Source organism: Brevundimonas sp., assembly GCF_047617075.1.
In the GTDB taxonomy this organism is placed as follows: domain Bacteria; phylum Pseudomonadota; class Alphaproteobacteria; order Caulobacterales; family Caulobacteraceae; genus Brevundimonas.
In genome coordinates, this window is sequence record NZ_JBLGCI010000007.1 from 16602 (window position 1) to 40633 (window position 24032).

General features: G+C 66.9%; 21 protein-coding genes. 9 read left to right on the forward strand and 12 right to left on the reverse strand.

Going from position 1 to position 24032, the window contains the following annotated elements:
• Positions 1 to 177 precede the first annotated feature (177 nt).
• From uxaC to ACI8U3_RS09115, 6 genes are read left to right on the forward strand one after another with little or no spacing between them, the layout of a single operon-like run.
• Positions 178 to 1593 (forward strand): glucuronate isomerase, encoded by a 1416-nt coding sequence (gene uxaC / locus ACI8U3_RS09090; RefSeq protein ID WP_415014675.1) that lies wholly within the window; start codon positions 178 to 180, stop codon positions 1591 to 1593.
• Positions 1590 to 2579 carry a TRAP transporter substrate-binding protein gene (locus ACI8U3_RS09095; protein WP_415014557.1) on the forward strand — a complete coding sequence of 330 codons (990 nt, stop codon included), beginning with the start codon at positions 1590 to 1592 and terminating at the stop codon, positions 2577 to 2579. Before uxaC ends, ACI8U3_RS09095 begins: the two co-directional genes overlap by 4 nt.
• A 3-nt stretch (positions 2580 to 2582) precedes the next feature.
• A complete protein-coding gene (locus ACI8U3_RS09100) occupies positions 2583 to 3080 on the forward strand; it encodes a TRAP transporter small permease (protein WP_415014558.1) in 498 nt (165 codons plus the stop codon).
• Positions 3071 to 4351, forward strand: a complete 1281-nt coding sequence (locus ACI8U3_RS09105; RefSeq protein ID WP_415014559.1) for a TRAP transporter large permease — start codon at positions 3071 to 3073, stop codon at positions 4349 to 4351. The genes ACI8U3_RS09100 and ACI8U3_RS09105 overlap by 10 nt, the downstream gene beginning before the upstream one ends.
• The gene (locus ACI8U3_RS09110; protein ID WP_415014560.1) at positions 4348 to 5835 is read left to right on the forward strand and encodes a mannitol dehydrogenase family protein; all 1488 of its coding nucleotides are present in this window, start codon (positions 4348 to 4350) and stop codon (positions 5833 to 5835) included. Before ACI8U3_RS09105 ends, ACI8U3_RS09110 begins: the two co-directional genes overlap by 4 nt.
• Positions 5832 to 7328, forward strand: a complete 1497-nt coding sequence (locus tag ACI8U3_RS09115; RefSeq protein ID WP_415014561.1) for a UxaA family hydrolase — start codon at positions 5832 to 5834, stop codon at positions 7326 to 7328. The genes ACI8U3_RS09110 and ACI8U3_RS09115 overlap by 4 nt, the downstream gene beginning before the upstream one ends.
• Positions 7329 to 7407: 79 nt before the next feature.
• Here ACI8U3_RS09115 and ACI8U3_RS09120 read toward each other — a convergent pair whose 3' ends face one another.
• The 8 genes from ACI8U3_RS09120 to ACI8U3_RS09155 form a co-directional block, all read right to left on the reverse strand.
• Positions 7408 to 7776, reverse strand: a complete 369-nt coding sequence (locus ACI8U3_RS09120) for a hypothetical protein (protein WP_415014562.1) — start codon at positions 7774 to 7776, stop codon at positions 7408 to 7410.
• Between the two features lie 397 nt (positions 7777 to 8173).
• A complete protein-coding gene (lpdA, locus tag ACI8U3_RS09125) occupies positions 8174 to 9577 on the reverse strand; it encodes a dihydrolipoyl dehydrogenase (RefSeq protein ID WP_415014563.1) in 1404 nt (467 codons plus the stop codon).
• A 91-nt stretch (positions 9578 to 9668) separates the two neighbouring features.
• A complete protein-coding gene (locus ACI8U3_RS09130; protein WP_415014564.1) occupies positions 9669 to 10625 on the reverse strand; it encodes a DUF3667 domain-containing protein in 957 nt (318 codons plus the stop codon).
• A gap of 42 nt (positions 10626 to 10667) precedes the next feature.
• Entirely contained in the window at positions 10668 to 11939 is a 1272-nt protein-coding gene (locus ACI8U3_RS09135; protein ID WP_415014565.1) for a pyruvate dehydrogenase complex dihydrolipoamide acetyltransferase, read from the reverse strand.
• On the reverse strand, positions 11936 to 12250 hold the full coding sequence (locus tag ACI8U3_RS09140) for a DUF5076 domain-containing protein (protein ID WP_415014566.1): 315 nt from the start codon (positions 12248 to 12250) through the stop codon (positions 11936 to 11938). Before ACI8U3_RS09140 ends, ACI8U3_RS09135 begins: the two co-directional genes overlap by 4 nt.
• Positions 12247 to 13641, reverse strand: a complete 1395-nt coding sequence (locus ACI8U3_RS09145; RefSeq protein ID WP_415014567.1) for a pyruvate dehydrogenase complex E1 component subunit beta — start codon at positions 13639 to 13641, stop codon at positions 12247 to 12249. The genes ACI8U3_RS09140 and ACI8U3_RS09145 overlap by 4 nt, the downstream gene beginning before the upstream one ends.
• A gap of 3 nt (positions 13642 to 13644) precedes the next feature.
• A complete protein-coding gene (gene pdhA / locus ACI8U3_RS09150; protein ID WP_415014568.1) occupies positions 13645 to 14682 on the reverse strand; it encodes a pyruvate dehydrogenase (acetyl-transferring) E1 component subunit alpha in 1038 nt (345 codons plus the stop codon).
• Between the two features lie 112 nt (positions 14683 to 14794).
• A complete protein-coding gene (locus tag ACI8U3_RS09155) occupies positions 14795 to 15109 on the reverse strand; it encodes an FtsB family cell division protein (RefSeq protein ID WP_415014569.1) in 315 nt (104 codons plus the stop codon).
• A gap of 168 nt (positions 15110 to 15277) precedes the next feature.
• On the opposite strand from ACI8U3_RS09155, the gene ACI8U3_RS09160 reads away from it, so the two are divergent.
• On the forward strand, positions 15278 to 15568 hold the full coding sequence (locus ACI8U3_RS09160; RefSeq protein WP_415014570.1) for a hypothetical protein: 291 nt from the start codon (positions 15278 to 15280) through the stop codon (positions 15566 to 15568).
• 78 nt (positions 15569 to 15646) lie between these two features.
• Here the strand turns inward: ACI8U3_RS09160 and clpX are convergent, their stop codons facing one another.
• Positions 15647 to 16915 (reverse strand): ATP-dependent Clp protease ATP-binding subunit ClpX, encoded by a 1269-nt coding sequence (clpX, locus tag ACI8U3_RS09165; protein ID WP_021698089.1) that lies wholly within the window; start codon positions 16913 to 16915, stop codon positions 15647 to 15649.
• Between the two features lie 196 nt (positions 16916 to 17111).
• Here clpX and ACI8U3_RS09170 point away from each other — a divergent pair, with 196 nt between their 5' ends.
• Positions 17112 to 17765 carry an HAD-IB family hydrolase gene (locus ACI8U3_RS09170; RefSeq protein WP_415014571.1) on the forward strand — a complete coding sequence of 218 codons (654 nt, stop codon included), beginning with the start codon at positions 17112 to 17114 and terminating at the stop codon, positions 17763 to 17765.
• Positions 17766 to 17791: 26 nt separating this feature from the next.
• On the forward strand, positions 17792 to 19027 hold the full coding sequence (locus ACI8U3_RS09175) for a tetratricopeptide repeat protein (RefSeq protein WP_415014572.1): 1236 nt from the start codon (positions 17792 to 17794) through the stop codon (positions 19025 to 19027).
• On the opposite strand, the gene ACI8U3_RS09180 is transcribed toward ACI8U3_RS09175, so the two are convergent.
• From ACI8U3_RS09180 to tig, 3 genes are all read right to left on the reverse strand, one after another.
• The gene (locus ACI8U3_RS09180) at positions 19024 to 19665 is read right to left on the reverse strand and encodes an ATP-dependent Clp protease proteolytic subunit (RefSeq protein ID WP_415014573.1); all 642 of its coding nucleotides are present in this window, start codon (positions 19663 to 19665) and stop codon (positions 19024 to 19026) included. The two genes, ACI8U3_RS09175 and ACI8U3_RS09180, sit on opposite strands and share 4 nt — an antisense overlap.
• A gap of 118 nt (positions 19666 to 19783) precedes the next feature.
• Positions 19784 to 22474 carry a tetratricopeptide repeat protein gene (locus ACI8U3_RS09185; protein WP_415014574.1) on the reverse strand — a complete coding sequence of 897 codons (2691 nt, stop codon included), beginning with the start codon at positions 22472 to 22474 and terminating at the stop codon, positions 19784 to 19786.
• Positions 22475 to 22557: 83 nt separating this feature from the next.
• Positions 22558 to 23901, reverse strand: a complete 1344-nt coding sequence (gene tig, locus ACI8U3_RS09190) for a trigger factor (protein ID WP_415014575.1) — start codon at positions 23899 to 23901, stop codon at positions 22558 to 22560.
• Between the last annotated feature and the right edge of the window lie 131 nt (positions 23902 to 24032).

Sequence of the window (24032 nt, forward strand, 5' to 3'; positions counted from 1 at the left end):
ATTCACGAGAGCGCCGACGCTTCAAACGGCTCTCCGCATCATGGGATGAAACCGGGTCGCCTCGAATGATGATCACAGGTTCAGCGACGACGCATCGTGGCGGTCAGGCTCATGGCTTGCCGTCCGTCCGCATGCTCGATCGCTTCCATGCTCCCCTATCCCGCCGCGTATGAACCGATGACCCACAAGCTCAGCCTGCACCCCGACCGCCTGTTCCCCGCCGACGCCGACACCCGCACGGTGGCGCGGCGCCTGTATGCGGAGGTGAAGGATTTGCCGATCATCAGCCCGCACGGGCACACCGATCCCTCGTGGTTCGCCGGCAATGAGTCCTTCTCCAACCCGGCCGAGCTGCTGATCACGCCGGACCACTACGTCTTCCGCATGCTGTTCAGCCAAGGCGTGTCCATGGAGAGCCTGGGCGTGCCGCGCGCCGACGGCGGCCCGGTCGAGACCGATCCCCGCGCCATCTGGCGCCGTTTCGCCGCGCACTATCATCTGTTCCGGGGCACGCCGTCGCGCATCTGGCATGACTGGGTCTATTCCGAAGTGTTCGGCCTGACCGAGCGGCTGACGCCCGAAACCGCCGACCACTACTACGACGTCATGGCCGACAAGCTGGGGCAGGACGACTTCCGCCCCCGCGCCCTGTTCGAGCGGTTCAACATCGAGGTCATCACCACCACCGAAAGCCCGCTGGACGGGCTTGAGCACCACAAGACCATCCGCGAGTCCGGCTGGAAGGGCCGCGTCCTGACCGCCTATCGCCCGGACCCGGTGCTGGACCCCGACTACGAGGATTTCCGCGATAATCTGGTCCAGCTGGGCGCGATCACCGGCGAGGATGCCCTGACCTGGGAGGGCTATCTGGCGGCCCTCAAGAACCGGCGCGAATTCTTCGCCGCCATGGGCGCCACCTCCACCGACCACGGCCACCCCACCGCCTTCACCGCCGACCTGCCCGCCGCCGACGCGAAGGCCCTGTTCGAGAAGATCGTGTCGGGCCATTTCGAGCCCGCCGACGCCGAACTGTTCCGCGGCCAGATGCTCACCGAGATGGCCCGCATGAGCACCGAGGACGGTCTGGTGATGCAGTTGCATCCCGGCTCGTTCCGCAATCACAACGGCTGGGCCTTCGAGCGTTTCGGCCGCGACAAGGGCGCCGACATCCCCACCCGCACCGACTATGTGCGCGCGCTCAAGCCGCTGCTGGACCGCTTCGGCTCCGACCCGAAATTCTCCATGATCGTCTTCACCCTGGACGAGAGCGTCTACGCCCGCGAGCTGGCCCCGCTGGCCGGTCACTATCCGGCGCTGAAGCTGGGTCCGTCATGGTGGTTCCACGACAGCCCCGAGGGCATGCGCCGCTTCCGCGAGCAGACCACCGAGACGGCGGGCTTCTACAACACCGTCGGCTTCAACGACGACACCCGCGCCTTCCTGTCCATCCCGGCCCGCCACGACGTGGCCCGGCGCATGGACTGCGCCTTCCTGGCCCGGCTGGTGGTCGAGCACCGGCTGGAGGAGGACGAGGCCCACGGCGTGGCCCGCGCCCTGACCTATGACCTCGTGAAACAGGCGTACAAGCTTTGACCTTAAACCCCACCCGACGCGCCGCCCTCGCCGCGCCCCTTCTGCTGGGGGCCGCGGCCTGCAGCCAGGAGATCGGCGAGCGTCCCCTGCGCGGCGCCGACACCCACGCCGCCGGCTATCCCACCGTCCAGGCCGTCGACCATTTCGGCGAGCGGCTGTCCGAACGCACCGACGGCCGCCTGCGCCTGCGCAACTATCCCGGCGGCCAGCTGGGCGGCGAGGGCGACACCCTTGAGATCACCATGTTCGGGGGGCTGGACGTCAATCGGGTCAATCTGGCGCCGCTGAACGTGATCGAGCCCACCACCTTCGTGCCCGCCCTGCCCTTCCTGTTCAGTTCGACGGACCACATGCGCCGCTCGCTGGACGGCGAGCCCGGCCGCGCGATCCTGAACAGCCTGCGTCCCCACGGCCTGATCGGCCTGTGCTTCTACGACTCCGGCCAGCGCTCCTTCTACAACCGCCTGCGCCCGGTGCGGACGCCGCAGGATTTGGCCGGCATGAAGATCCGGGTGCAGCCGTCGGACCTCTATGTGGCCATGGTCCGCGCCCTGGGCGCCAACCCCACGCCCATTCCCTTCGGCGAGGTCTATCAGGCGCTGGTGCAGGGCGTGGTGGACGGGGCCGAGAACAACATGCCGTCCTACGACGACACCCGTCACCACGAGGTGGCGCGCTACTACACCGCCACCGGCCACGTCATGGCGCCGGAAGCGCTGGTCATGTCCCAGCGCACCTGGGACCGCCTGACCCCCGCCGACCGCGATCTGGTCATGGAATGCGCCGACGAGAGCGTGCCCTACATGCGCGAGCTGTGGGATGCGCGCGAGGCGTCGTCCCGCGAAAACGTCATCGCCGCCGGATGCGAGCTGATCGAGGACGTGGACGTGGAGCCCTTCCGCGCCCTGATGGAGCCGGTCTGGGAGCGCTTCATCACCACGCCGCTGCAACAGCGGCTGGTCCGCGACATCCAGGCCATGGAGTAGCCGATGCTGTCTCTTCTCGCCGCCGTTTCCCGATGGATCAGCCGCGTGACGCTGGTGTTCGCGGCTACCGGACTGGTGGTCATGACCGCCGTCATCGGCTGGCAGGTGTTCGCCCGCTATGTGCTGGGCGACTCGCCCGCATGGGCCGAAGCCGCCTCCCTTGCCCTGATGGTCTGGTTCATCCTGCTGGCCGCCGCCGTGGGGGTGCGCGAGCAGTTCCACATCGGCATGACCGCCGCCACCAACGCCATGCCGCCCGCCCTCGCCAGGCTGTCGCGCGCCTTCTCCCTGTTCATGGTGGGCGCTTTCGGCGCGGCCATGGGCGTGTGGGGCGGCGAGCTGGTGATCCGCACCTGGGAGATCGAGATCGCCACCCTGGGGATTTCGCGGGGCTTCAGCTACCTGCCCTTGCCCATCGCCGGCTGGCTCATCGTCTTCTTTTCCGTTGAACATCTGATCGCCGAGGCCCGAGGCGGAAAGGTCGAACCCCTATGGAGCTGACGCTTCTTCTCCTCACCCTGCTGGTCCTGCTGGTCCTGGGCGTGCCGGTGGCGTTCGCTCTGGGCATCGCCTCGCTGGTGACCTTCATCTACATGGACATCGCGCCGCTGGTGGCGTTCCAGCGCATCGCGTCGGGGGTGAACGTCTTCGCCCTGATGGCCATTCCCTTCTTCATCTTCGCCGGCGACCTGATGCAACAGGCGGGCATCGCCGAGCGATTGGTCCGGGTGGCCAACGCCGCCGTCGGGCGCATCCGCGGCGGTCTGGGGCCGGTGAACGTGGGCGCCTCCATGATGTTCGGCGGCGTGTCCGGCTCGGCCATCGCCAGCGCCTCGGCCCTGGGCTCTACGCTCATCCCCATGATGAAGAAGCGCGGCTATGACGCCGACTACTCGGTCAATGTCACCACCACGGCGGCCGTCACCGGCCTGCTGATCCCGCCGTCGCACAACATGATCATCTATGCGGCGGCTGCGGGCGTCTCCATCTCGGTGGCCGACCTGTTCATGGCGGGCGTGGTGCCCGGTCTGGTCACCGGCCTGATCCTGATGGTCGTGGCCTGGCTGGTGGCGCTCAAGCGCGGCTATCCGCGCGGCGAGTTCCCTGGCTGGGGCGCCTTCGCCCGCGCCTTCGCCGGCGCCATTCCGGGTCTGCTGACCGCTGTGATCATCTTCGGCGGCATTCTGGGCGGGGTCTTCACTCCGACCGAGAGCTCGGCCGTCGCGGTGATCTACACCATGGTGGTGGGCTTCCTCGTCTATCGCACCCTGACCCTGCGCGGCTTCGTCACCGCCGCCATGAACGCGGTGAAGACCACGGCCATGGTCATGCTGATCATCGGCTCGGCGGCCGCCTTCGGCTGGCTCCTGGCCCTGAACGAGGCGCCTGACCAGTTGGCCAGCCTGATGCGCATGGTGTCGGATAATCCCATCATCATGCTGCTGATGATCAACGTCATCCTGCTGGTGCTGGGCACCTTCATGGACATGGCGCCCCTGATCGTCATCACCTCGCCCATCTTCCTGCCGGTGGCCATGGAGGCGGGCATGGATCCGGTGCAGTTCGGCATGGTGCTGATGCTGAACCTGGGCATCGGACTGGTGACCCCGCCGGTGGGGTCGGTCCTGTTCGTGGGCTGCGCCGTGGGCAAGATCCGGGTCGAGGACGCGGTCAAGACCATGTGGCCGTTCTATCTGGCCCTGATCGTCTCGCTGATGCTGATCACCTATGTGCCGGCCTTCTCCCTGACCTTGCTCAACCTGATGCGATGACCCAGAGACTGTCCGAGGCGTCCCTCGGCGCCCTGCCTCCGGCCGTGGCGCGGCCGGCCTACGACCGCGCGGCGGTGAAGACCGGCGTGGTGCATCTGGGCGTCGGGGCCTTTCACCGGGCCCACCAGGCGGTGGTGTTAGATGACGCCCTGGCGGCGGGCGACCTGCGCTGGGGCGTGCTGGGCGCCTCCCTGCGCTCGCCCGGGGTGCGGGATCAGCTGAACCCGCAGGACGGCCTGTACAGCGTCGTGGTCCGTGACGGCGACCGGCGCGACGTGCGCATCATCGGCGCGATCCAGTCGGTGCTGGTGGCGCCCGAAGACCCCGCCGCCCTGGTGGCCGCCATGGCCCAGCCGGACGTGCATATGGTCACCCTGACCGTCACGGAGAAAGGCTACCGCCTCGACCCGGCCTCCGGCGCCCTGATGACCGGTGACCCGGATGTGGCGGCGGACCTGTCCGACCTGTCAGCGCCCCGCACCGCCCCCGGCTTAGTCACCGCCGCCCTGGCCGCGCGCAAGGCCGCGGGCCTGCCGCCCTTCACCGTGGTCTCGTGCGACAACGTCCCCCACAACGGCGCCCGCATCCGTCAGGCGGTGCTGGACATGGCCGGCCGCATCGACCCGGACCTGCGCGACTGGATCGAGACCCGGGGCGCCTTCCCCCAGACCATGGTGGACCGCATCGTGCCCGCCACCACGCCCGCCGACGTGGCCGCCAACGAGGCCCTGCTGGGCGTCGCCGATCAGGGCATGGTCAAGACCGAGCCCTTCACCCAGTGGGTGATCGAGGACCGCTTCGCCGGCCCGCGCCCGGATTTCGAATCCCTCGGCGTCCAGATCACCGCCGACGTGGCGCCGTGGGAAGACGCCAAGCTGCGCCTTCTCAACGGCGCCCATTCGGCCATCGCCTATCTGGGCGGTCTGGCGGGCCTGCAATACGTGGATCAGGTGGTGGCCATCCCCGCCTACGCCCGCTTTGTCGAAGCCCTCTGGGACGAGGCTGAAAGCACCCTGTCCCCGCCGCCGGGGCTGGACGTGGCCGCCTATCGCGGCGAGCTGATGCGCCGCTTCACCAACAGCGCGCTTCAGCACCGCACGGTCCAGATCGCCATGGACGGCAGCCAGAAGCTGCCCCAGCGCCTGCTGGCCGCCTGCGCCGCGCGTCTGGACAAGGACCAGCCCATCGACGCCCTGGCCTTGGCCGTGGCGGGCTGGATGCGCTGGCAGGACGGCGTGGACGACGCCGGCAACGCCTTCGCCGTGGACGACCCGCTGGCCGCCCAAACGGCGCGTCTGGTGGCCGGCGGCGGCGATTCCCGCGCCCGCGTGGCCGCCCTGCTGACCCTGTCCGCCGTCTTCCCGCCCGCCCTCGCTGGCGACGCGCGGTTTGCGAAGGCGGTCACGGACGCCCATCTCAGTCTTGTCGAGCGTGGCGCACAGGGCGCCGTGGAAGCCTTCGTGGAAAGCCTGCCAAAGTCATGAGCCGCGTCCTGATCCTGAACCCCGCCGACGACGTGGCCGTGGCGCTCGAGGATCTGGCGGCCGGTTCGAACCCGAGCGGGCTCACCACGCCTGTGCGCGATGACGTCGCAGCGGGCCACAAGGTCGCCCGCCACGATATCGCCGAGGGCGCCATCGTGCGCAAATACGGTCAGGTCATCGGCCGGGCCCGCGCCGCCATCCCGGCCGGATCGCACGTCCACACCCACAATCTGGTCATGGCCGACGACAGCCGCGACGCCGAGATCGGCGTGGACGCCCGCCCCGTCACGGTCCAGCCCGGCGCCACGTTCCAAGGCTATGTGCGCGCCGACGGCCGCGTCGGCACTCGCAACTACATCGGCGTCCTGACCAGCGTGAACTGCTCGGCCACCGTGGCCCGGCGCATCGCCGACAGCTTCCGGCCGGAGGACCATCCCGGCGTCGACGGCGTGGTGGCCTTCACCCATCAGGGCGGCTGCGGCGGCGCGTCCATGAGCCCGGACGTCACCCTGCTCCAGCGCACCCTGGCGGGCTATGCGCGCCATCCCAATTTCGCGGGCATTCTGGTGGTGGGGCTGGGCTGCGAGGCCAACCAGATTCCCGACTTCATGGCCCGCGAGGGGCTTCAGGCCGGGCCTGCCCTGCGCGCCATGACCATTCAGGAGGCGGGCGGCACGTCCCGCGCCATCGAACAGGGCCAGGCCATCGTCCGCGAGATGATCGCCGAGGCCGCCAAGGCGACACGCCAGACCGTCTCCGCCGAACACCTGACCGTAGGCCTGCAGTGCGGCGGCTCCGACGGCTGGTCCGGCGTCACCGCCAATCCGGCGCTGGGCGCGGCGGTGGATCGTCTGGTGGCCAATGGCGGCTCGGCCATGCTGTCGGAAACGCCCGAGATATGGGGCGCCGAGCACCTGCTGCTGCGCCGGGCGGCGTCGCAGGAGGTGGCCGACCGTCTGAACGCCCGGCTGGACTGGTGGCGCGAGTACGCCGAGCGGCACCAGATGGAGCTGAACAACAACCCCTCACCCGGCAATCTCAAGGGCGGCCTGACCACCATTCTGGAGAAGTCTCTGGGCGCCGTGGCCAAGTCCGGCTCCACGCCCCTGAACGACGTCATCGGCTATGCCGAGCCCCTGACGACCAAGGGCCTCAGCTTCATGGACAGCCCCGGCTACGACCCCTGCTCGGCCACAGGCCAGATCGCCTCGGGCGCCAATCTGATCGTCTTCACCACCGGGCGCGGCTCGGTGTTCGGCGCCAAGCCCGCCCCGTCCATCAAGGTCGCCTCCAACGCCAAACTGGCCTCGTGGATGGATGAGGACATGGACATCGACGCCTCGCCGGTGCTGACCGGCGCGTCCCTGACCGAGATGGGCGATCTCATCTTCGCCCGCATCCTCGCCGTCGCCTCGGGCGAACCCAGCAAGTCCGAGGCCCTGGGCGTCGGCGACAACGAGTTCGTCCCCTGGCAGGCAGGCGCCTACCTCTAGGTCACGTCATCAGGATTGACGCAGGGATACTGCCGAACAGCAGACGCCCCGAGCCGCCGCAACGGGTGGAAAGCGGACGTTAGCTTTGCACTCTCCCAACCCATTTTTTACTTGTGAGCCAGACCAGAGCCGCGAAAGTCAAATACTCCGGGAAGATCAGTGCCAGTAAGAGCTTCGAACCTTCTAACTTCATTGGGAACACGAAGAATATCAGCACCGTCAAGTGCGCTATGATCCAAAGCGCGACCAGCGGAGAAAACCACGGCTTCGCCCGAAAGTCCCAGAAGGCTGCTAGGCAAAATATCAAAGCCGCTGCCATGACCCCTGCGATTAATGCCGTGCCTTCTGTAGCGAGTTGCCCAACGAGAACGGCGACGGGCACCCCCACTGCAAACGCGATGATCGGCCACCATCCGGATAGTCGCCTTTCACTTGCCTCTTTTTCCACGTTGCGGCTCCGCCTAGGTTGGTCGCCCTGAATTTAGCCGATCTCCATATGCCCATAGCGGGTCGATTTGCGAAGTTGGCGTCCTACCTGCGCGCGAACCCCGCATCGTCGATTCCATGGGTCTACGCCTTGGGCCGCGATCAGGCTTCGGGGCCCCGATGCGGAAAAGCGCCGCTAATTAATCCCGCTCGTTTCGCATGCCTTATAATGCCCCCTCGATCAGAAAACGGGAGGGCCATTTCATACCATTGATACGATTCAGACCCTGTTTTTTCCGGCGCCGGAGTATGAAATCAGGGGGCGGATTTCAGACGTTTTCAGACTCTGTTTCGAACGGGATTTCGACATTTCGGACAATTCAGACCCTGTTTTTTTGCGGGCCTGAGTCCGAAATCGATCAGAGGTGGATCATCCGCCCGTACGCGTCCAGCGCGGCCTCGTGCATGGCCTCGGACATGGTGGGGTGCGGATAGACCGTGCCCTGCATCTCCTCCTCCGTCGCCTCCATGGTGATGGCGGTGACATAGCCCTGGATCATCTCGGTCACTTCATGGCCGATCATGTGGGCCCCGATCAGGGCGCCGGTCTTCGCATCGAAGATCACCTTGACGAAGCCCTCAGTCTCGCCCGCCGCGATGGCCTTGCCGTTCACCTTGAAGGGGAAGCGGCCGATCTTGACCTCGCGCTTGGCCTCCCGCGCGCCCTGCTCGGTGATCCCCACTGAGGCCACCTGCGGCTGGGCGTAGGTGCAGCCGGCGATGGGCGAATGCACGTTGGGGGTCTTGAACCCGGCGATGTGCTCGGCGGCGTGGATGCCCTCGTGCGACGCCTTGTGCGCCAGCCAGGGCGCGCCGGCGCAATCGCCGATGGCGTACAGGCCCTTGACGTTGGTCTGGCAGTGGCTGTCGGTCTTGATGTGGCCCCGGTCCAGCTCGACGCCCAGCGCCTCCAGCCCGATGCCGTCGGTGTTGGCGGTGATCCCCACCGCCGAGATGCAGACCTCGGCCTCCAGCGTCTCGGCCTTGCCGCCCGCCTCGATGGCCACCTTCACGCCGGACTTGTCCTTGGTCACCTTCGTCACCTTGGCGCCCACGCGGAACTTCATGCCGCGCTTCTCGAAGGCCTTCTGGGCGGCCTTGGAGACCTCTTCGTCCTCCACCGGCATGATGCGGTCCACCGCCTCGACCACCGTCACCTCGCAGCCCAGAGCGCTGTAGAAGCTGCCGAACTCGATGCCGATGGCGCCCGAGCCGATCACCACGATGGACTTGGGCATGGCCTTCGGCGCCATGGCCTCGCGGTAAGCCCAGATGCGCTCGCCGTCCGCCTCCAGACCGATCTGCGGCAGGGCGCGGGCGCGGGCGCCGACGGCCAGCATGACCGCCTTGGCCTGCACCGCGCGCGACTTGCCGTCCTTCAGGGCGATGACGACCTTCGGGGCGCCCTGCCCTTTCTCAAGCTTGGCGTCGCCCTCGATGACCTCGATCTTGTTCTTCTTCATCAGGAAGCCGACGCCCTGATTCAGCTGCTTGGCCACGCCGCGCGAGCGGGCGATGATGGCCTCGAAGTCGAACCCCACCTTGTCGGCGCTCAGGCCATAGTCCTTCAGGTGGCTCAGGCTCTCGTACTTCTCGCCGGACTTCAGCAGCGCCTTGGTGGGGATGCAGCCCCAGTTCAGGCAGATGCCGCCGAGGTTCTCGCGCTCGACGATGGCGACCTTCTGGCCCAGCTGGCTGGCCCGGATCGCGGCCACATAGCCGCCCGGTCCCGATCCGATGACGATGAGATCGAAGTCGGCCATCCAGAAGTCTCCAACACCTTGAATCTTGACGCCCGGTCATATCCGCCCCCGCCCCCCGTGGCCACACCTGAGACCGGGCGGAAACGAAAGTTCAGGCGGCGATGAAGGCGGCCAGCGCCTGCAGGTCCAGCGCCGAGATCGCCACCACGATCCCTGCGGGCGCCAGCACAAGCAGCAGGTACAGCGCCGCATGCGCCACTGACCGCCACGCTGCGGATCCCATGGACATGCCGTAGTACCGCGACGCCGCCCGCGTGAAGTAGATCAGGTACGGAATGGCCAGCGGCCAGGCGGGCAGGTTCGCCCCGAACCGGTTCGCCAGCGCCAGCAGCATCAGCAGGGTGAACGCCGTGACATGCGCCCACATGGCGAAAACCAGATGCTCCATGAACAACCGCCGCCGCCCGAACAACGGCGCCAGCAGAAGCGCAAACAGCGGCGTGAGCAGCCAGATCGCATTGGGCAGCCAAGCGCTGAGCCGTTCGGTGATGATCTCCTGCTCGATGTCAGACTGGATTTCGTAGAGTAAATTTTGGCGATCGGCCTCTGTGTCGGCGCGCGCCGCTGCGTCCTGCATGGCTTGATGGATGCGGGGATCGATGGGCACGTCTACGCGACGCTGCATCCACCGCGTCTGTTCGCTGGCGCCGGTGACATGCACCGTCACGCCGTCAGGATTGGATCGCGCCGTGACCTGGGCGCCCGGCTCAACCTGACGCACATACTGATAGATGACCACGTCGCTGAAGTTCAGCACCGCCAGGAACAGCGCCGTCACCACCACGAAGATCTTGACCGGGCTGGCGTAGAGGCTGCCCGCACCCTCGCGATAGGCGATCAGGATGCGGCTGGGCCGGGTCACCAGGGCCACAAGTGTGCGCACCCCCTGCCCATCGATCAGGCTGGTTTCAGAGAACGCCTCAAGCGCCATATCCCGCAAGGGACGCGGCCGCGCCTCGGTGTCCTGACCACAGGCGTGGCAGTATCGACCGTTCAGAGTCACCCCGCAGGCGGCGCACGCGCCGCCCGGCTGTTCCGCCGCTGTCATGATCGCCCCTCCCGCGCCGAAGCATAGGAGATTTCAGGACGATCAGGCCAGCATCGTCACAGGGTTCTCGATCATCGGCTTGAAGGCCTGCAGGAACTTCGCCCCCACGGCCCCGTCCACGACGCGGTGGTCGCAGGTCAGGGTCACCGTCATGACCGTGGCGATCTCGACACGATCGCCCCGCACCACCGGCCGCTTCTCGCCGGCGCCCACGCTCAGGATCGCGCCTTGCGGCTCGTTGATGATCGAGGCGAAGGACTTGATGCCGAACATGCCCAGGTTCGAGACGCTGAACGTGCCGCCCTGGAACTCGTCGGGCTTCAGCTTGCGGTCGCGGGCGCGCTTGGCCAGATCCTTGGCCTCCGTGGCGATCTCGGCCAGGGACTTGGTTTCCGCCTTGCGGATGATCGGGGTGATCAAACCGCCGTCGATGGCGACCGCCATGGCCACGTCGGCGTGGTGGTGCATGGCGATGCCTTCGGGCGTGTAGCTGGCGTTGGCCTCCGGCACGGCCTTCAGGGCCATGGCCACGGCCTTCATGACGAAGTCATTGACCGAGACCTTGATCCCCTGCGGCTCCAGCATCGCATTGACCTGCGCCCGGGCGGCCAGCAGTCCGTCGATCTCGCAGTCGATGACCAGCGGGAAGTGCGGCACGTCGCGGAAGCTGTCGGTCAGGCGGCGCGCGATGGCCTTGCGCATGCCGTCCAGCGGAATGAGGTCATAGCTGCCCGGCGCGATGCCCTGCTGTTCCAGCGACAGCACCTTGCGCGGCTCGCCAGATGCGGCGGCTGCGGCGCCCTTGGCGGCGCCGCCCTTACCGGCGGCTTCCACGTCCGCCTTGACGATGCGGCCGTGCGGGCCTGTGCCCTTGATGCTCTTCAGGTCCAGCCCGGCGTCCTTCGCCAGACGGCGGGCCAGCGGCGAGGCGAAGATGCGCTCACCATCCTTGGCGGGCGCCGGCGCGGCCTTGGGAGCCTCCGCCTTTTCCGCCTTGGCTTCAGACTTCGGCTCGGATTTCTCTTCCGCCTTGGCGTCCGCCTTCGGCGCGTCCTTCTTGGGCGCAGGCGCGGCGTCGTCGCCGGCCAGACGGGCGATGGGCGTATTGACCTTCACCCCTTCGGCGCCTTCCTCGACGAGGATTTCCAGCACCTCGCCCTCGTCCACCGCCTCGACCTCCATGGTCGCCTTGTCGGTCTCGATCTCGGCGATCACATCGCCGGCCGACACGGTGTCGCCGACCTTGATGTGCCACTTGGCCAGAACGCCCTCTTCCATGGTGGGCGACAGGGCGGGCATCAGGATGTCGGTCATTGGACGCTTCCGGGTTTGGTGTCTTCGACCACGGTCTGGGCGTTGTCAGCCTTGATGATGTCACTCATGCCCTTGAGGATGCGGTGATAGGCCTCACGCTCGTCCTGACCGTGGCGGACCGCGTATCCGTGGGCCATGTGCCGCGCGGCGATGGCCAGCATGCGGCCATACTCCGCCGGGTCCTTGAAGGCCGGCTTGATGGACATGACCGGCTCGCCTTTCGACCACCACATGCGCGTGAATTCCACCGCTTCCGGATCCGCGGCGACGCTGTCCGGCGTGTTCAGCTTGAAGTCCTCAGGCTGGCTCATGCCGTCACCGCCTTCACGGCCTTGATGATCTTTTCCACGCCCGGCAGCGACAGGGCTTCCAGGTTCGCGGCGTAGGGCAGCGGCACGTCTTCCTGGTGCACCCGCAGCGGCGGGGCGTCCAGATAGTCGAAGGCGTGCTCGATCACCCGGGCCACCACCTCGGCGCCGACCCCCATGGGGCCCCAGCCTTCCTCGGCCGAGACCAGGCGGTTGGTCTTCTTCACGCTTTCCACGATGGTCTCGTGGTCCAGCGGGCGCAGGGTCCGCAGGTCGATGACCTCGGCCTCGATGCCCTCTTCCGCCAGCTTCTCGGCTGCGGCGAGCGCAAAGCCCACCATGCGGCTGTGGGCCGTGATGGTCACGTCCGAGCCTTCGCGGCGCACCTTGGCCTTGCCGATGGGCAGGACATAGTCGTCCACCTCCGGCACATCGAACTCCAGCCCGTACATCATCTCGTGCTCGAGGAAGACGACGGGGTTGGGGTCGCGGATCGCGGCCTTCAGCAGGCCCTTGGCGTCCGCCGCGTCATAGGGCGCGATGACCTTCAGGCCCGGCACCTGGGCGTACCAGGCGGAATAGTCCTGGCTGTGCTGGGCCGCCACGCGGCTGGCGGCGCCGTTGGGGCCGCGGAACACGATGGGGGCCTTGATCTGGCCGCCCGACATATAAAGCGTCTTGGCCGCCGAATTGATGATGTGGTCGATGGCCTGCATGGCGAAGTTGAACGTCATGAACTCGACGATGGGCTTCAGCCCCGCCATGGCGGCGCCGACACCCAGCCCGGCGAAGCCGTGCTCGGTGATGGGCGTGTCCACCACGCGCTGGTCGCCGAACTCCTGCAGCAGCTCGCGGCTGACCTTGTAGGCGCCCTGGTACTGGGCCACTTCCTCGCCGATCAGGAACACCTTGTCGTCCCGGCGCATCTCTTCGGCCATGGCGTCACGCAGGGCGTCGCGGATGGTGGTCTTGACCAGCTTGGCCCCTTCCGGGATTTCCGGGTCCTTCAGCTCCACCTTCGGCGTCACGGGCGCGGCGCCCTCGCCTTCGGACTGAGGCTCGGCCGCTTCGAGGGCTTTCTTCTCGGGGTCGCCGGCCTTTTCAGCCTTGGGCTCGTCCTTGTCGCCATCGGCCTTCTTCGGCGCAGGCGCGGCGTCGTCGCCGGACAGGCGCGCGATGGGCGTATTGACCTTCACACCCTCGGAGCCCTCGGCAACCAGGATTTCGAGCACTTCGCCCTCGTCGACGGCCTCGACCTCCATGGTCGCCTTGTCGGTCTCAATCTCGGCGATCACGTCACCGGCGGAGACGGTGTCCCCCGCCTTGATGTGCCACTTGGACAGCGTGCCCTCTTCCATCGTGGGGGACAGCGCCGGCATCAGAATGTCGGTCACGGATCAGGCCTCCACGTAGACGTCGGTATAGAGCTCGGAGGGGTCCGGCTCGGGGCTCTCTTGAGCGAACTGCACCGCCTCGGCGACGATGGCCTTGATCTCGGCGTCGATGGCCTTGATCTCATCCTCGGTGGCCTTGGCGTCGGCCAGCAGCTTCTTGATGTGCTCGATGGGGTCGCGGGTCTTCTTGACCTCGTCCACCTCTTCCTTGGCCCGGTACTTGGCCGGGTCGGACATGGAGTGGCCGCGATAGCGGTAGGTCTTCACTTCCAGAATGTAGGGGCCTTCGCCGGACCGGGCGCGTTCCACGGCGCGCTTCACCGCGTCGCGCACGGCCAGCACGTCCATGCCGTCAACCTGCTCGCCGGGGATGCCGAAGCTGGCGCCCCGCTGGCTCAGGTCGGTGGTGGACGACGAGCGCTCGATGCTCGTGCCCATGGCGTACTGGTTGTTCTCGATGATGTAGATGGCCGGCAGCTTCCACAGCTGGGCCATGTTGAAGCTCTCGTACACCTGCCCCTGGTTGGCCGCGCCGTCGCCGAAATAGACGAAGCTGACCGAGTCATCGCCCCGGTACTTGCCCGCGAAGGCCAGACCGGTGCCCAGCGCCACTTGGGCGCCGACGATGCCGTGACCGCCATAGAAGCCGGTGGGCACGTCGAACATGTGCATCGAGCCGCCCTTGCCCTTGGACGAGCCGCCGATGCGACCGGTCAGCTCGGCCATGACCTCATTGGGGTCCATGCCCGCGGCCAGCATGTGGCCGTGGTCGCGGTAGCCGGTGATGATCTTGTCGTGGCCCTGCTTGACGCTGGCCTGCACGCCCACCGCCACGGCCTCCTGGCCGATGTACAGGTGGCAGAAGCCGCCGATCAGGCCCATGCCGTATAGCTGGCCCGCGCGCTCCTCGAAGCGGCGGATCAGGACCATCTGCCGATAGTAGTCGAGCAGTTCGTCCTTGGTCGCCTGCGGCGTGTTTGGAATCTTCGCCGGGGACGTGCCCTTGGCGGTGGTCGATTTTTGAGCGGCGGCTTTCGCCATCCGGCGCCCTCCAGCTGAACTCTGAACGAACGGGTTCTTATCGTTACGGAAAGGGGGCTTTAGCAGCCTTCGTTCCCGAAAGGCAAAGCCGTGGCTCGCCTGTAACGAAAGTTCAGGACGCGGTGGCGGCTGGCCGGGGCGCGGGGATCAGATAATCCTCGGGCCGGGCGAAGCCCAGCACCACGCGCGCGCGCTCTTCCAGCATGTCGCGCGACAGGTTGTCGGTGCGCATGTAGCGGACGCGGATCTCAAGGTCCTGACGCTGCTCTTCCAGCCGGGCCAGCTCCACCTGACGGCGCTCCAGCATTTCGGCCCGCTCGCCATGGCTCAGCAGCCCGCGCTCGCCCGTCAGCGCCTGTACGCCGAAGTACAGGATCAGCAGGAAGATGACGCCTGTGGGCGCATAGGGACGCATGCGATCAAACACCGACGAACGCCCTTTCTGAGCGCGGAACTACGGAATCACCCCTGACGGAAAAGGCTTAATTTTTGGTAGCTTCCTCGCGCCTCAGGCGGGAGATCCCCAAGATCAGGCCCATTGGGCAACCGAATTCCAGCTTGGCCGTTGTTTCGAAAGAACAAGAGGGAGACCACAATGCGTATGATGATCGTCGCCGCGAGCGCCGCGGTTCTGGGCCTCGCGGCCTGCAATCAGGAAGAAGAAGCCCCGGCCATGGACGAAACCGTCGCGGCCGAGGACGTGGCCGTCGACACCGCAGCCACCGAGCCGGCCCCCGAAGGCGCCCCGGTCGTGGATTCAGCCATGCAGGAGAGCGCCGTTCCGGCCACGGACATGAACAGCGGCCCCGGCCCCGTCACCGATGACGTCCGGGCGGACGCCCAGACCGAGGCGGAATCCACCAACCTGCGCCCGCGCACCGAATAGGCGCGAGCGTTCCATCAAAGAAAAAGGGCGGGTCTCGCATGAGGCCCGCCCTTTTGATTCTCAGGGGTCAGTCCGCAATCAGGCGGCGCCGTCCTGCTGCTTCTTGGGCTTTTCGGCGTAGATCAGCAGCGGCTGGGCGCGGCCCTCGACCACCTCGGCGTTGACCACCACTTCCTCGACGCCCTCGTAGGTGGGCAGTTCGAACATGGTTTCGAGCAGGATGCCCTCCATGATCGAGCGCAGGCCACGGGCGCCGGTCTTGCGCGTGATCGCCTTCTTGGCGATGGCCGAAAGGGCGTCGTCGGTGAAGGTCAGGCCCACGTTCTCCATCTCGAACAGACGACCGTACTGCTTGACCAGGGCGTTCTTGGGCTCGGTCAGGATGGTGATCAGGGCCGCCTCGTCCAGGTCCTCCAGCGTCGCCAGAACCGGCAGACGGCCGATGAACTCGGGGATCAGGCCGAAGCGCATCAGATCGTCGGGCTCGACCTCCTTGAGGATGTCGCCCATGCGGCGCTCGTCGATTTCCTTGACCTTGGCGCCGAAGCCGATGGAGGCCCCCACGCCGCGCGCCGAGATCACCTTTTCCAGACCGGCGAAAGCGCCGCCGACGATGAACAGGATGTTGGCCGTGTCGACCTGCAGGAATTCCTGCTGCGGGTGCTTGCGGCCGCCCTGGGGCGGCACGGAGGCCACGGTGCCTTCCATGATCTTCAGCAGAGCCTGCTGCACGCCCTCCCCGCTCACGTCGCGGGTGATGGAGGGGTTGTCGGACTTGCGGCTGATCTTGTCGATTTCATCGATGTAGACGATGCCGCGCTGGGCCCGCTCGACATTGTAGTCGGACGCCTGCAGCAGCTTGAGGATGATGTTCTCCACGTCCTCGCCCACATAACCGGCTTCGGTCAGGGTGGTGGCGTCGGCCATGGTGAAGGGCACGTCGATGATGCGCGCGAGCGTCTGGGCCAGCAGCGTCTTGCCCGAGCCGGTGGGCCCGATCAGCATGATGTTGGACTTGGCCAGTTCCACGTCGTTGTTCTTGGTGGCGTGGTTCAGGCGCTTGTAGTGGTTGTGGACGGCGACGCTCAGCACCTTCTTGGCGTGGCTCTGGCCGATCACATAATCGTCAAGGACTTCGCGGATTTCCTTGGGCGTGGGCACGCCGTCCTTGGACTTCACGAAGGCGATCTTGTGCTCTTCGCGGATGATATCCATGCAGAGCTCGACGCATTCATCACAGATGAACACGGTCGGTCCGGCGATGAGTTTGCGCACCTCATGCTGGCTCTTCCCGCAGAAGGAGCAGTACAGGGTGCTCTTGGCGTCGCCACTGGCGGCTTTGGTCATCGGCCTTCTCACTCTCGCGTCCCGGAACGATCCGGGGGCGCTTCCTTCCGTCACGATTCGCAAACTCTGCGCCGGAAGGTCTTCAAAAAATGACAATCACCCATCCGAAGGTCCATCACAACCCCGACGAGGCGAACTCTCGCCGGGTTTTCGCGGGATGGACGAGGCGGGGGAAAGGTCGTTACGGTCATCCCAGATGGGAAATCTCGCGCCACTCCGCCAGCCCCAGGTTCTGGGCCCCGCACCGGGCCAGCCTCTTGTCGCCTTCGATTTCGACGGGACTTTGACCGTCAGGGACAGTTTCACCGACTTCCTGCGTTGGCGTGTGGGCGCCGTGGGCTATCTGTTCGGCATGGCGCGCCTGACGCCGGCCGCCCTCTCCTACCTGCGCACGAAGGATCGGGGCGCCATAAAGGCTGCGGCGGTGGCGGAATTCCTCGACGGCGTGGACCGCAAGACGTTGAAGGGTCTTGCCGAAACCTACGCCGAACAGGCGTGGAGCCGGCTGATGCGCCCGGACGCCCTGGCCTGCTGGAACGACTGGGGCGCGAAGGGCGCGCACCGGGTCATCGTCACCGCCTCGCCCGAGATCACCGTTGCCCCCTTCGCCCGACGGCTGGGCGCAGAGGCCCTCCTGGGCACCCGGCTGGTGTTCGACCACGACGACCGCATCACCGGCGCCTTCGCGGGCGAAAACTGCCGGGGATGTGAGAAGGTCACGCGGCTGAAAGCCGCCTACGGCGATGACGTCCGCCTCACCGCCGCCTATGGCGACACCTCGGGCGACACCGAGATGCTGGCCATCGCGGACCGGCCCGGATTTCAGGTGTTCACGGGACGTCCGGGCTGAGCCGCACCGGACTGGAATCTCACGCCATGACCACAGCGGGCAACCCAGATGTCTCGGTCGACCACGACGACCATTTTCTGCACATGCATCCTGGTTCGGATACGCTGGTGGTCTATTTCTCAGCGCTAAATGTGGAGAAGCGCAAATTCAACTTCATGAACCTTGGCCGGGCTCTGCCCACGCACGCTCTGTTCGTGAACGACCTGACACAGCGTTGGTACCAGCATGGCGTCGCGGGTCTCGGCGCCTCGCTGGACGAAACATGCGCCTCGATCCAGGGCATGGCCGAACGGCTCGGCGCAACACAGATCAGAGCCGTCGGCTCCAGCATGGGCGCATTCGGCGCGCTGCTCGCCACAAGAATTCCCGGTTGCGCGGCGTTGGCCTTCAGTCCTGAGTGTCGCCTGGGGCTCCCCCGAAGTCGCAGCAGGAAGAGCTATTGCGGCGACATCGTCCCCGGAACCGCCGATCTGCGCACCGTGCTCACACAGGATGATATCGCAGCGACCATCGTCTTCGGAGAGTCGGAGCCGATGGATCTCTCGGCCGCTGCGCAGTTCGCCGGGATCGGCGCTCTCGAGCTCATCGGTCTGCGCGGAGTCGATCACTACGCCTCATCCCATCTGAACCGCGCCGGCGTGCTGGAGGCGGCTCTGCAGCGCTTCTTCGACAAACGCGCTCTGGGAGACCTGGAAAGCCTGCCTCGCGCGCCTCTCGAGCATGGCCAATGGCGGCCTCTGGCCGGAGTCGGCGGCGCACTCGGGGCGGGCGCCTATCCTCGGACCCTGCTTGAGGCCCACCTGGCCGAGATCAGGGCGGAATGGCCGGAGATGCTGGAAAGGGCTGAAAAGGCCGTGGCGCTGTATCCCCAAGGCGATATGGGCTGGCGCATGCTCGGTCGAGCCCGCCTGATGCATGGCCGGATCGCCGACTCCATCGGCCCGCTCGGCGCGGCGCTCGCCCTGGCGGAACGTGACCCCCTCACCCGCTATTACCTCGCCAACGCCATGCGGAAGCTCGGGATGGCGGCAGAAGCCCGGCGGCACCTGAGAATTCTCATCCGGCGCTGGCCGGATTTCGGGCGTGCCTATTACGAGCTGTCGCTGCTCGCCCAGGCCGACGGCGACATGCAGGACGCCGTCGGTCTCCTTGAGCAGGGGGTTCAGGCGGAGCCGCGCCGCACCGTCCTTCGGGACCGACTGGCGGATTTGCAGCGCCGAATCGGAGCCGCCACCCCTGCGGAACCGGGTGCCTCGACCTAGCTCTTGGGTTTTTCCTCGCCCGCCGCTTCCTCGCGGCGCTCATAGACGTGGTCCACCAGACCCCAGTCCTTGGCTTCCTGGGCGCTCATGAAGTGGTCACGGTCCAGGGTGCGCTCGACTTCCTCATAGGTCCGGCCGGTATGCTGGACGTAGATTTCGTTCAGGCGGCGCTTGGTCTTCACGATGTCCTCGGCGTGGCGTTCGATGTCCGAGGCCTGGCCGCGGAACCCGCCCGAGGGCTGGTGCACCATGATGCGGGCGTTGGGCAGCGACACCCGCTGGCCCGCCGTGCCCGCCGTCAGGATCAGCGAGCCGGCCGAGGCGGCCATGCCCATGCACACGGTCGAAACCGGCGACTTGATGTACTGCATGGTGTCGTAGATCGCGAGCGCCGACGTGACCACGCCGCCGGGGCTGTTGATGTACATGGAGATTTCCTTCTTGGGGTTCTCGGACTCCAGGAAGAGAAGCTGGGCGCAGATCAGGCTGGCCATGCCGTCCTCGAACGGACCGGTCAGGAAGATGATCCGCTCGCGCAGCAGGCGCGAGAAGATATCGAAGGCCCGCTCGCCCCGGCTGGACTGCTCCACCACCATGGGGACGAGGTTGCTCTGGATGTAGTCGATGGGATCGCGCATGAAAGCCTTCTCGAAGCTGCGTGAGCGCGCGACTCGAGCGCCGCGCATCGTTGCTTCCTGATATCGCGTTCCCCGCGCCGCCTTGCAAGGCGCGGCTGACGGGTTTCGGTTGCGCGGGTCAGTGCAGGGCGGCCGCGTCCCACGCCGCGTCCACCAGCGTACGGAATGGCGCCCGGTCGATCTCGGCCCGGACGCCCGAGGCCGTCGCTTGCTCCCGTGTCAGGCGCGCGGCCAAGACGACCGCCTCACGCAACGGCGGGAGAGCTTCCCGCGGGCGCCCCGCCTCCACATAGGTTCGGCCCAGGTTTCCCTTCACGTCCACCACGGTCGAGGGCCAGCGAGCCCCCTGGGCGTCGGCGATGCGTTCGGTTCGGGTCAGGATCTCCAGCGTCTCCTGATATCGACCGTCCATGTAGAGGGCGTAGGACAGCAACTGCAGCGCATTGATCAAGTCCCGCCCGTCTGGACCAGAGCGGCGTTCCGCCAGGCGGACGGCCCCCCGGAGCAGGTCGATGGCGTCGCCGTACCGGCCCTGGCGCGCGACGACGAACCCCAGTTGGGCCGATAGCTCCTGCGCCAGCCGGGCATCGCCGCCTTCCTGCTGCACCGCGAGCTCCAGCGCCGGAACCAGAGCCGCTTCGGCCTCCTCGTATCGCCCCAGATCGGTCAGGACCCCGGCGATGCGCAACGCCGTGGTCATCCGCTGACTGTCGTCCGGCGACAGGTGGGCCGCCTCGATCGCCTGCACCTGCAACAGCATGTCCAGGGCCCGGGCCTTGCGACCGGTGACGTCCAGATGGTTGGCCAGATTGCGTAGGGCAACCGCCGTGTCCAGACTGTCCGAGCCGTAACGCGCCGTCGTGTAATCCACCACCTCACGAAGGGCCGCCTCGGCTTCCTCAACCCGTCCCATGAACCGCCAGAGCTCGCCCAGGTCGGTGTTGATGAAAGACGCCGCCTCGGCGTCCTCCTCCACCAGGTCCCGAGCCTCCAGATACAGGGCTTCCGACTCCGGGAACCGGTTCTGATCCGTGCGCAGATCGGCGAGGTGGCTCAGGGCGAAGGACAGGGGGCCCGCCTCGCCAGCCGCCCGGCGCCGCGCCACGACAGCTTCCAGTAGCGGCGCCGCCTCCTCCAGCCTGCCCATGCGCCGCGCCGCCACGCCGAAGTGAAGCATGACGTAGAGGCGCTCGTCCTCCGTAATGTCATCCACCTGGCCCAGCAGGGTCAGGGCTTCGCCGAGGTGCTGGTATCCCGCCTCCGTCTCGCCCACCTCGCCCAGGACGTGGCCGTAATAGGCCATCGCCATGACCAGCGAGGCCGGATCATCAACCTGTCTCTGATACTCGAGGGAAAGCCGGCGCTGCTCGACCATGACAGGCCAGTCCCTCTGTCGCGCGGCGGCCTGGGCGATGCGCATGTGGGTGTCCGCCAGCAGTCTCGCGTCCCCGCCGCCCGGACCTGCCAGCCAGTCAGCCAGTGCGGTCAGTTCGCTTCGCGCCTCGTCAGTTCGTCCAGCGTCCAGCAGGGCCTCGGTCTTCGCCAGCGCCAGCGACCACCAGGAACTGATCGCCGCCGGATCCTGAACGCTTTGGGGACTGACAGCCCGCTGCACGGCCTCGGCCCGTGACACCGCTTCGTCGGCGCGATTCAGAGCTGTCAGGGTGTAGGCGAGGTTCGTCGTGACGGCCATGACGCCCTGTCCGCCGGGACCCTGCGACGCCGCATAGGCGGCTTGCGCCTGCTCGAACAGCGGCAAGGCCTCCGCGTTGCGCTGTTCCCCATCCCGCAGCCACAGACCCAGTCGATTGGCGGCATAGGCCGTCGCGGCATGGTCGGCGCCCCAGGCCTCTGTGGACGCATCCAGAGCGGTACGGAGGAGCGCCTCGTCGGCGCCCGGTCCGCCATCCGCTGTCCGCAGCCGGATCAGGTGCTCCGCGCCGTTGCTGCGCCGGCCGGCGGACAGGTTCGGGTCGGCCAACGCCCGTTCAAGCCACGGCTCCGCCTCCGCCGACCGCTCCAGAGCGATCAGCGCCTCCGCAGTATCCAGACAGGCCTCGCCCGGCCAGCCCATCTGCGTCTCGCTGGGAAGGCTCCACTGTTCGCAGGCGAGACCCAGAAACGGAACCGCGTCCTCATGGCGCGTCTGCTCCGCAAGGATGAATCCGTATTCGTGCGCCACCAGCGGCGCCCAGATCGAGCCTCGGTGAAGCGGGTCGGACAGGGTCCGCGCGGCGGACGCCAGAACCGTGAGCGCCGCCTCCGGCCGCTCCAGCCGATAATAGCTGCGGCCCAGATTATAGGCGGCGCTGATGTATCGATCCTCGGCCGGCTCCAGCTGTGCGGCCATGACGGCGTGCGCGGGCTCCAGCACCGCCAGCGCCTCGGCGTGGCGCTCGCCCGCCACCAGCAAGGCCCCCAGCGCCCGCTGCGTCTCGGCCAGCGCCAGCGCATCACCCGCCCGTTCGCGGATCGGCAACTCCAGCCGCCGCAGCGCCTCGGCCCGCGCCAGATCTCCGCCCCGCTCAGCCAGATCGGCGCGGAAGGCATGGGTGTTGGCCACCAGCGGATGGTCGGGGCCATAGACCCGCAACTCCAGCGTCAGCAGCTGGTCCAGCAAGGCGTCAGCGCCCGCCGCATCGCCCGCATCGACCAGCGCAAGCGCCTCCGTCTCCAGGCGCATCAGCTCCGTGCGATCCGTTTCGGACGCCGCCGCGAGCGCGGGATGCAGGTCATCCTGACGGGCCTGCGTGGGCGCGCCGCCCAGCGAGGCCGCCAGAATCGCAATCAGAAGATGTCGTGCGCGCAAAAGAAAACCCCCGGCGATGGGTTCGCCGGGGGCACTCTAGAATCAGGGTTCGCCCAAAGGCGACTGATTGAGCCTGACGACGACTATTCCTCGTCGTCGTCCTTCAGCAGGTCTTCCTTGCTGATCGGCTCTTCCTTCACCTCGGCCTGATCGAAGATCAGGTCGCAGACCTTCTCCTCATAGATCGGGGCGCGCATGCCCGCCGCGGCGTTGGGGTTCTGGCGATAGAAATTCAGCACCGCCTGTTCCTGGCCCGGATAGTTGCGGGCCTCGGCGATGATGGCGTTGTTCAGTTCCTGGTCCGTCACGGTGACGTTGTTCTCGCGGCCGATCTCGGCCAGCACCAGACCCAGACGCACGCGGCGCTCGGCGATCTTGCGGTACTCTTCCTTGAGCTTCTTGTCCGACTTCTTGGCGTCGGCCTCGGGCAGACGACCGGCTTCCTTGTCGGCCTCCACCTGTTGCCAGATGCCGTCGAACTCGGCCTCGACCATCTTGGGCGGCAGGTCGAAGGAATGCTTCTCGTCCAGCTGGTCCAGCAGGGCGCGCTTCAGCTTGAAGCGCGAGGCGCCCTTGTATTGCTGGTTCAGGTTGTCGCGCAGAAGCTCCTTGAGCTTGTCCAGCGATTCCAGGCCCAGACGCTTGGCGAATTCGTCGTCGATCTCGCTATCCTTGGGGGCTTTCAGGGCCTTGACCTTCACGTCGAAGGTGGCGGCCTTACCGGCCAGATGGGCGGCCTGATACTGCTCGGGGAAGGTCACCTCGATGGTCTTCTCGTCGCCGACCTTGGCGCCCTTCAGCTGCTCCTCGAAGCCAGGGATGAAACGGTTCGAACCGATGATCAGGTCCGCGTCCTCGGCCGCGCCGCCCTCGAAGGGCTCGCCGTCGATCTTGCCAAGGAAGTCGATGGTCAGCTGGTCGCCGTCCGCGGCCTTAGGGGCCTTGCCGCCCTTGTCCTCATAGGTCTTGGCCTGACCGGCCAGTTCCTTCAGCGCCTCGTCCAGATCGGCGTCGGACGCCTCATAGACCGGGCGGGTCAGCTTCAGGGACTTGGGGTCCACCGGCTTGAAGTCGGGCATGACTTCCAGCGCCATCTCGTAGGTCAGGTCTTCCTGGCCCGCGACCACCTTGTCCATGTCGGACACCAGCTTCATCTCGGCCGGGGCGGCCGGGCGCAGCTTGGCGTCGTCCAGGGCCTTCTGGCTGGACTGGTTCAGGGCGTCATTAACGATCTCGCCCATCAGGTCGCGGCCATAGGTCTTGCGCACGTGCGACACCGGCACCTTGCCGGGGCGGAAGCCCTTCAGCTTCATCTGCGGGGCGACTTCGGCCGCCTTCGCGTCCAGCTTGGCGTTCAGCTCGGAGGCGGGGATGGTCACCGCGATCACGCGGCTGAGACCTTCGGCGGACTTTTCGACGACTTGCATGGACGTGTCTGACGCTCTGTGGCGGCGCTATGGGGCAGCGCTCGCGGGTGGAAAATGCGAAAAGGGCCGCCCCGTGCGGGAGCGGCTCCTCGAAGCCCGCCCTTATGTCGGCAAGGGCGGTTCAGGTCAAC

What these genes read in the sequence shown, in the direction of transcription:
- uxaC (WP_415014675.1), top strand. Translation starts at nt 178, where the DNA reads ATGACCCACAAGCTCAGCCTGCACCCCGACCGCCTGTTCCCCGCCGAC.
- ACI8U3_RS09100 (WP_415014558.1), top strand. Translation starts at nt 2,583, where the DNA reads ATGCTGTCTCTTCTCGCCGCCGTTTCCCGATGGATCAGCCGCGTGACG.
- ACI8U3_RS09105 (WP_415014559.1), top strand. Translation starts at nt 3,071, where the DNA reads ATGGAGCTGACGCTTCTTCTCCTCACCCTGCTGGTCCTGCTGGTCCTG.
- ACI8U3_RS09110 (WP_415014560.1), top strand. Translation starts at nt 4,348, where the DNA reads ATGACCCAGAGACTGTCCGAGGCGTCCCTCGGCGCCCTGCCTCCGGCC.
- ACI8U3_RS09115 (WP_415014561.1), top strand. Translation starts at nt 5,832, where the DNA reads ATGAGCCGCGTCCTGATCCTGAACCCCGCCGACGACGTGGCCGTGGCG.
- lpdA (WP_415014563.1), bottom strand. Translation starts at nt 9,577, where the DNA reads ATGGCCGACTTCGATCTCATCGTCATCGGATCGGGACCGGGCGGCTAT.
- ACI8U3_RS09130 (WP_415014564.1), bottom strand. Translation starts at nt 10,625, where the DNA reads ATGACAGCGGCGGAACAGCCGGGCGGCGCGTGCGCCGCCTGCGGGGTG.
- ACI8U3_RS09135 (WP_415014565.1), bottom strand. Translation starts at nt 11,939, where the DNA reads ATGACCGACATCCTGATGCCCGCCCTGTCGCCCACCATGGAAGAGGGC.
- ACI8U3_RS09140 (WP_415014566.1), bottom strand. Translation starts at nt 12,250, where the DNA reads ATGAGCCAGCCTGAGGACTTCAAGCTGAACACGCCGGACAGCGTCGCC.
- pdhA (WP_415014568.1), bottom strand. Translation starts at nt 14,682, where the DNA reads ATGGCGAAAGCCGCCGCTCAAAAATCGACCACCGCCAAGGGCACGTCC.
- ACI8U3_RS09160 (WP_415014570.1), top strand. Translation starts at nt 15,278, where the DNA reads ATGCGTATGATGATCGTCGCCGCGAGCGCCGCGGTTCTGGGCCTCGCG.
- clpX (WP_021698089.1), bottom strand. Translation starts at nt 16,915, where the DNA reads ATGACCAAAGCCGCCAGTGGCGACGCCAAGAGCACCCTGTACTGCTCC.
- ACI8U3_RS09170 (WP_415014571.1), top strand. Translation starts at nt 17,112, where the DNA reads ATGGGAAATCTCGCGCCACTCCGCCAGCCCCAGGTTCTGGGCCCCGCA.
- ACI8U3_RS09175 (WP_415014572.1), top strand. Translation starts at nt 17,792, where the DNA reads ATGACCACAGCGGGCAACCCAGATGTCTCGGTCGACCACGACGACCAT.
- ACI8U3_RS09180 (WP_415014573.1), bottom strand. Translation starts at nt 19,665, where the DNA reads ATGCGCGATCCCATCGACTACATCCAGAGCAACCTCGTCCCCATGGTG.
- tig (WP_415014575.1), bottom strand. Translation starts at nt 23,901, where the DNA reads ATGCAAGTCGTCGAAAAGTCCGCCGAAGGTCTCAGCCGCGTGATCGCG.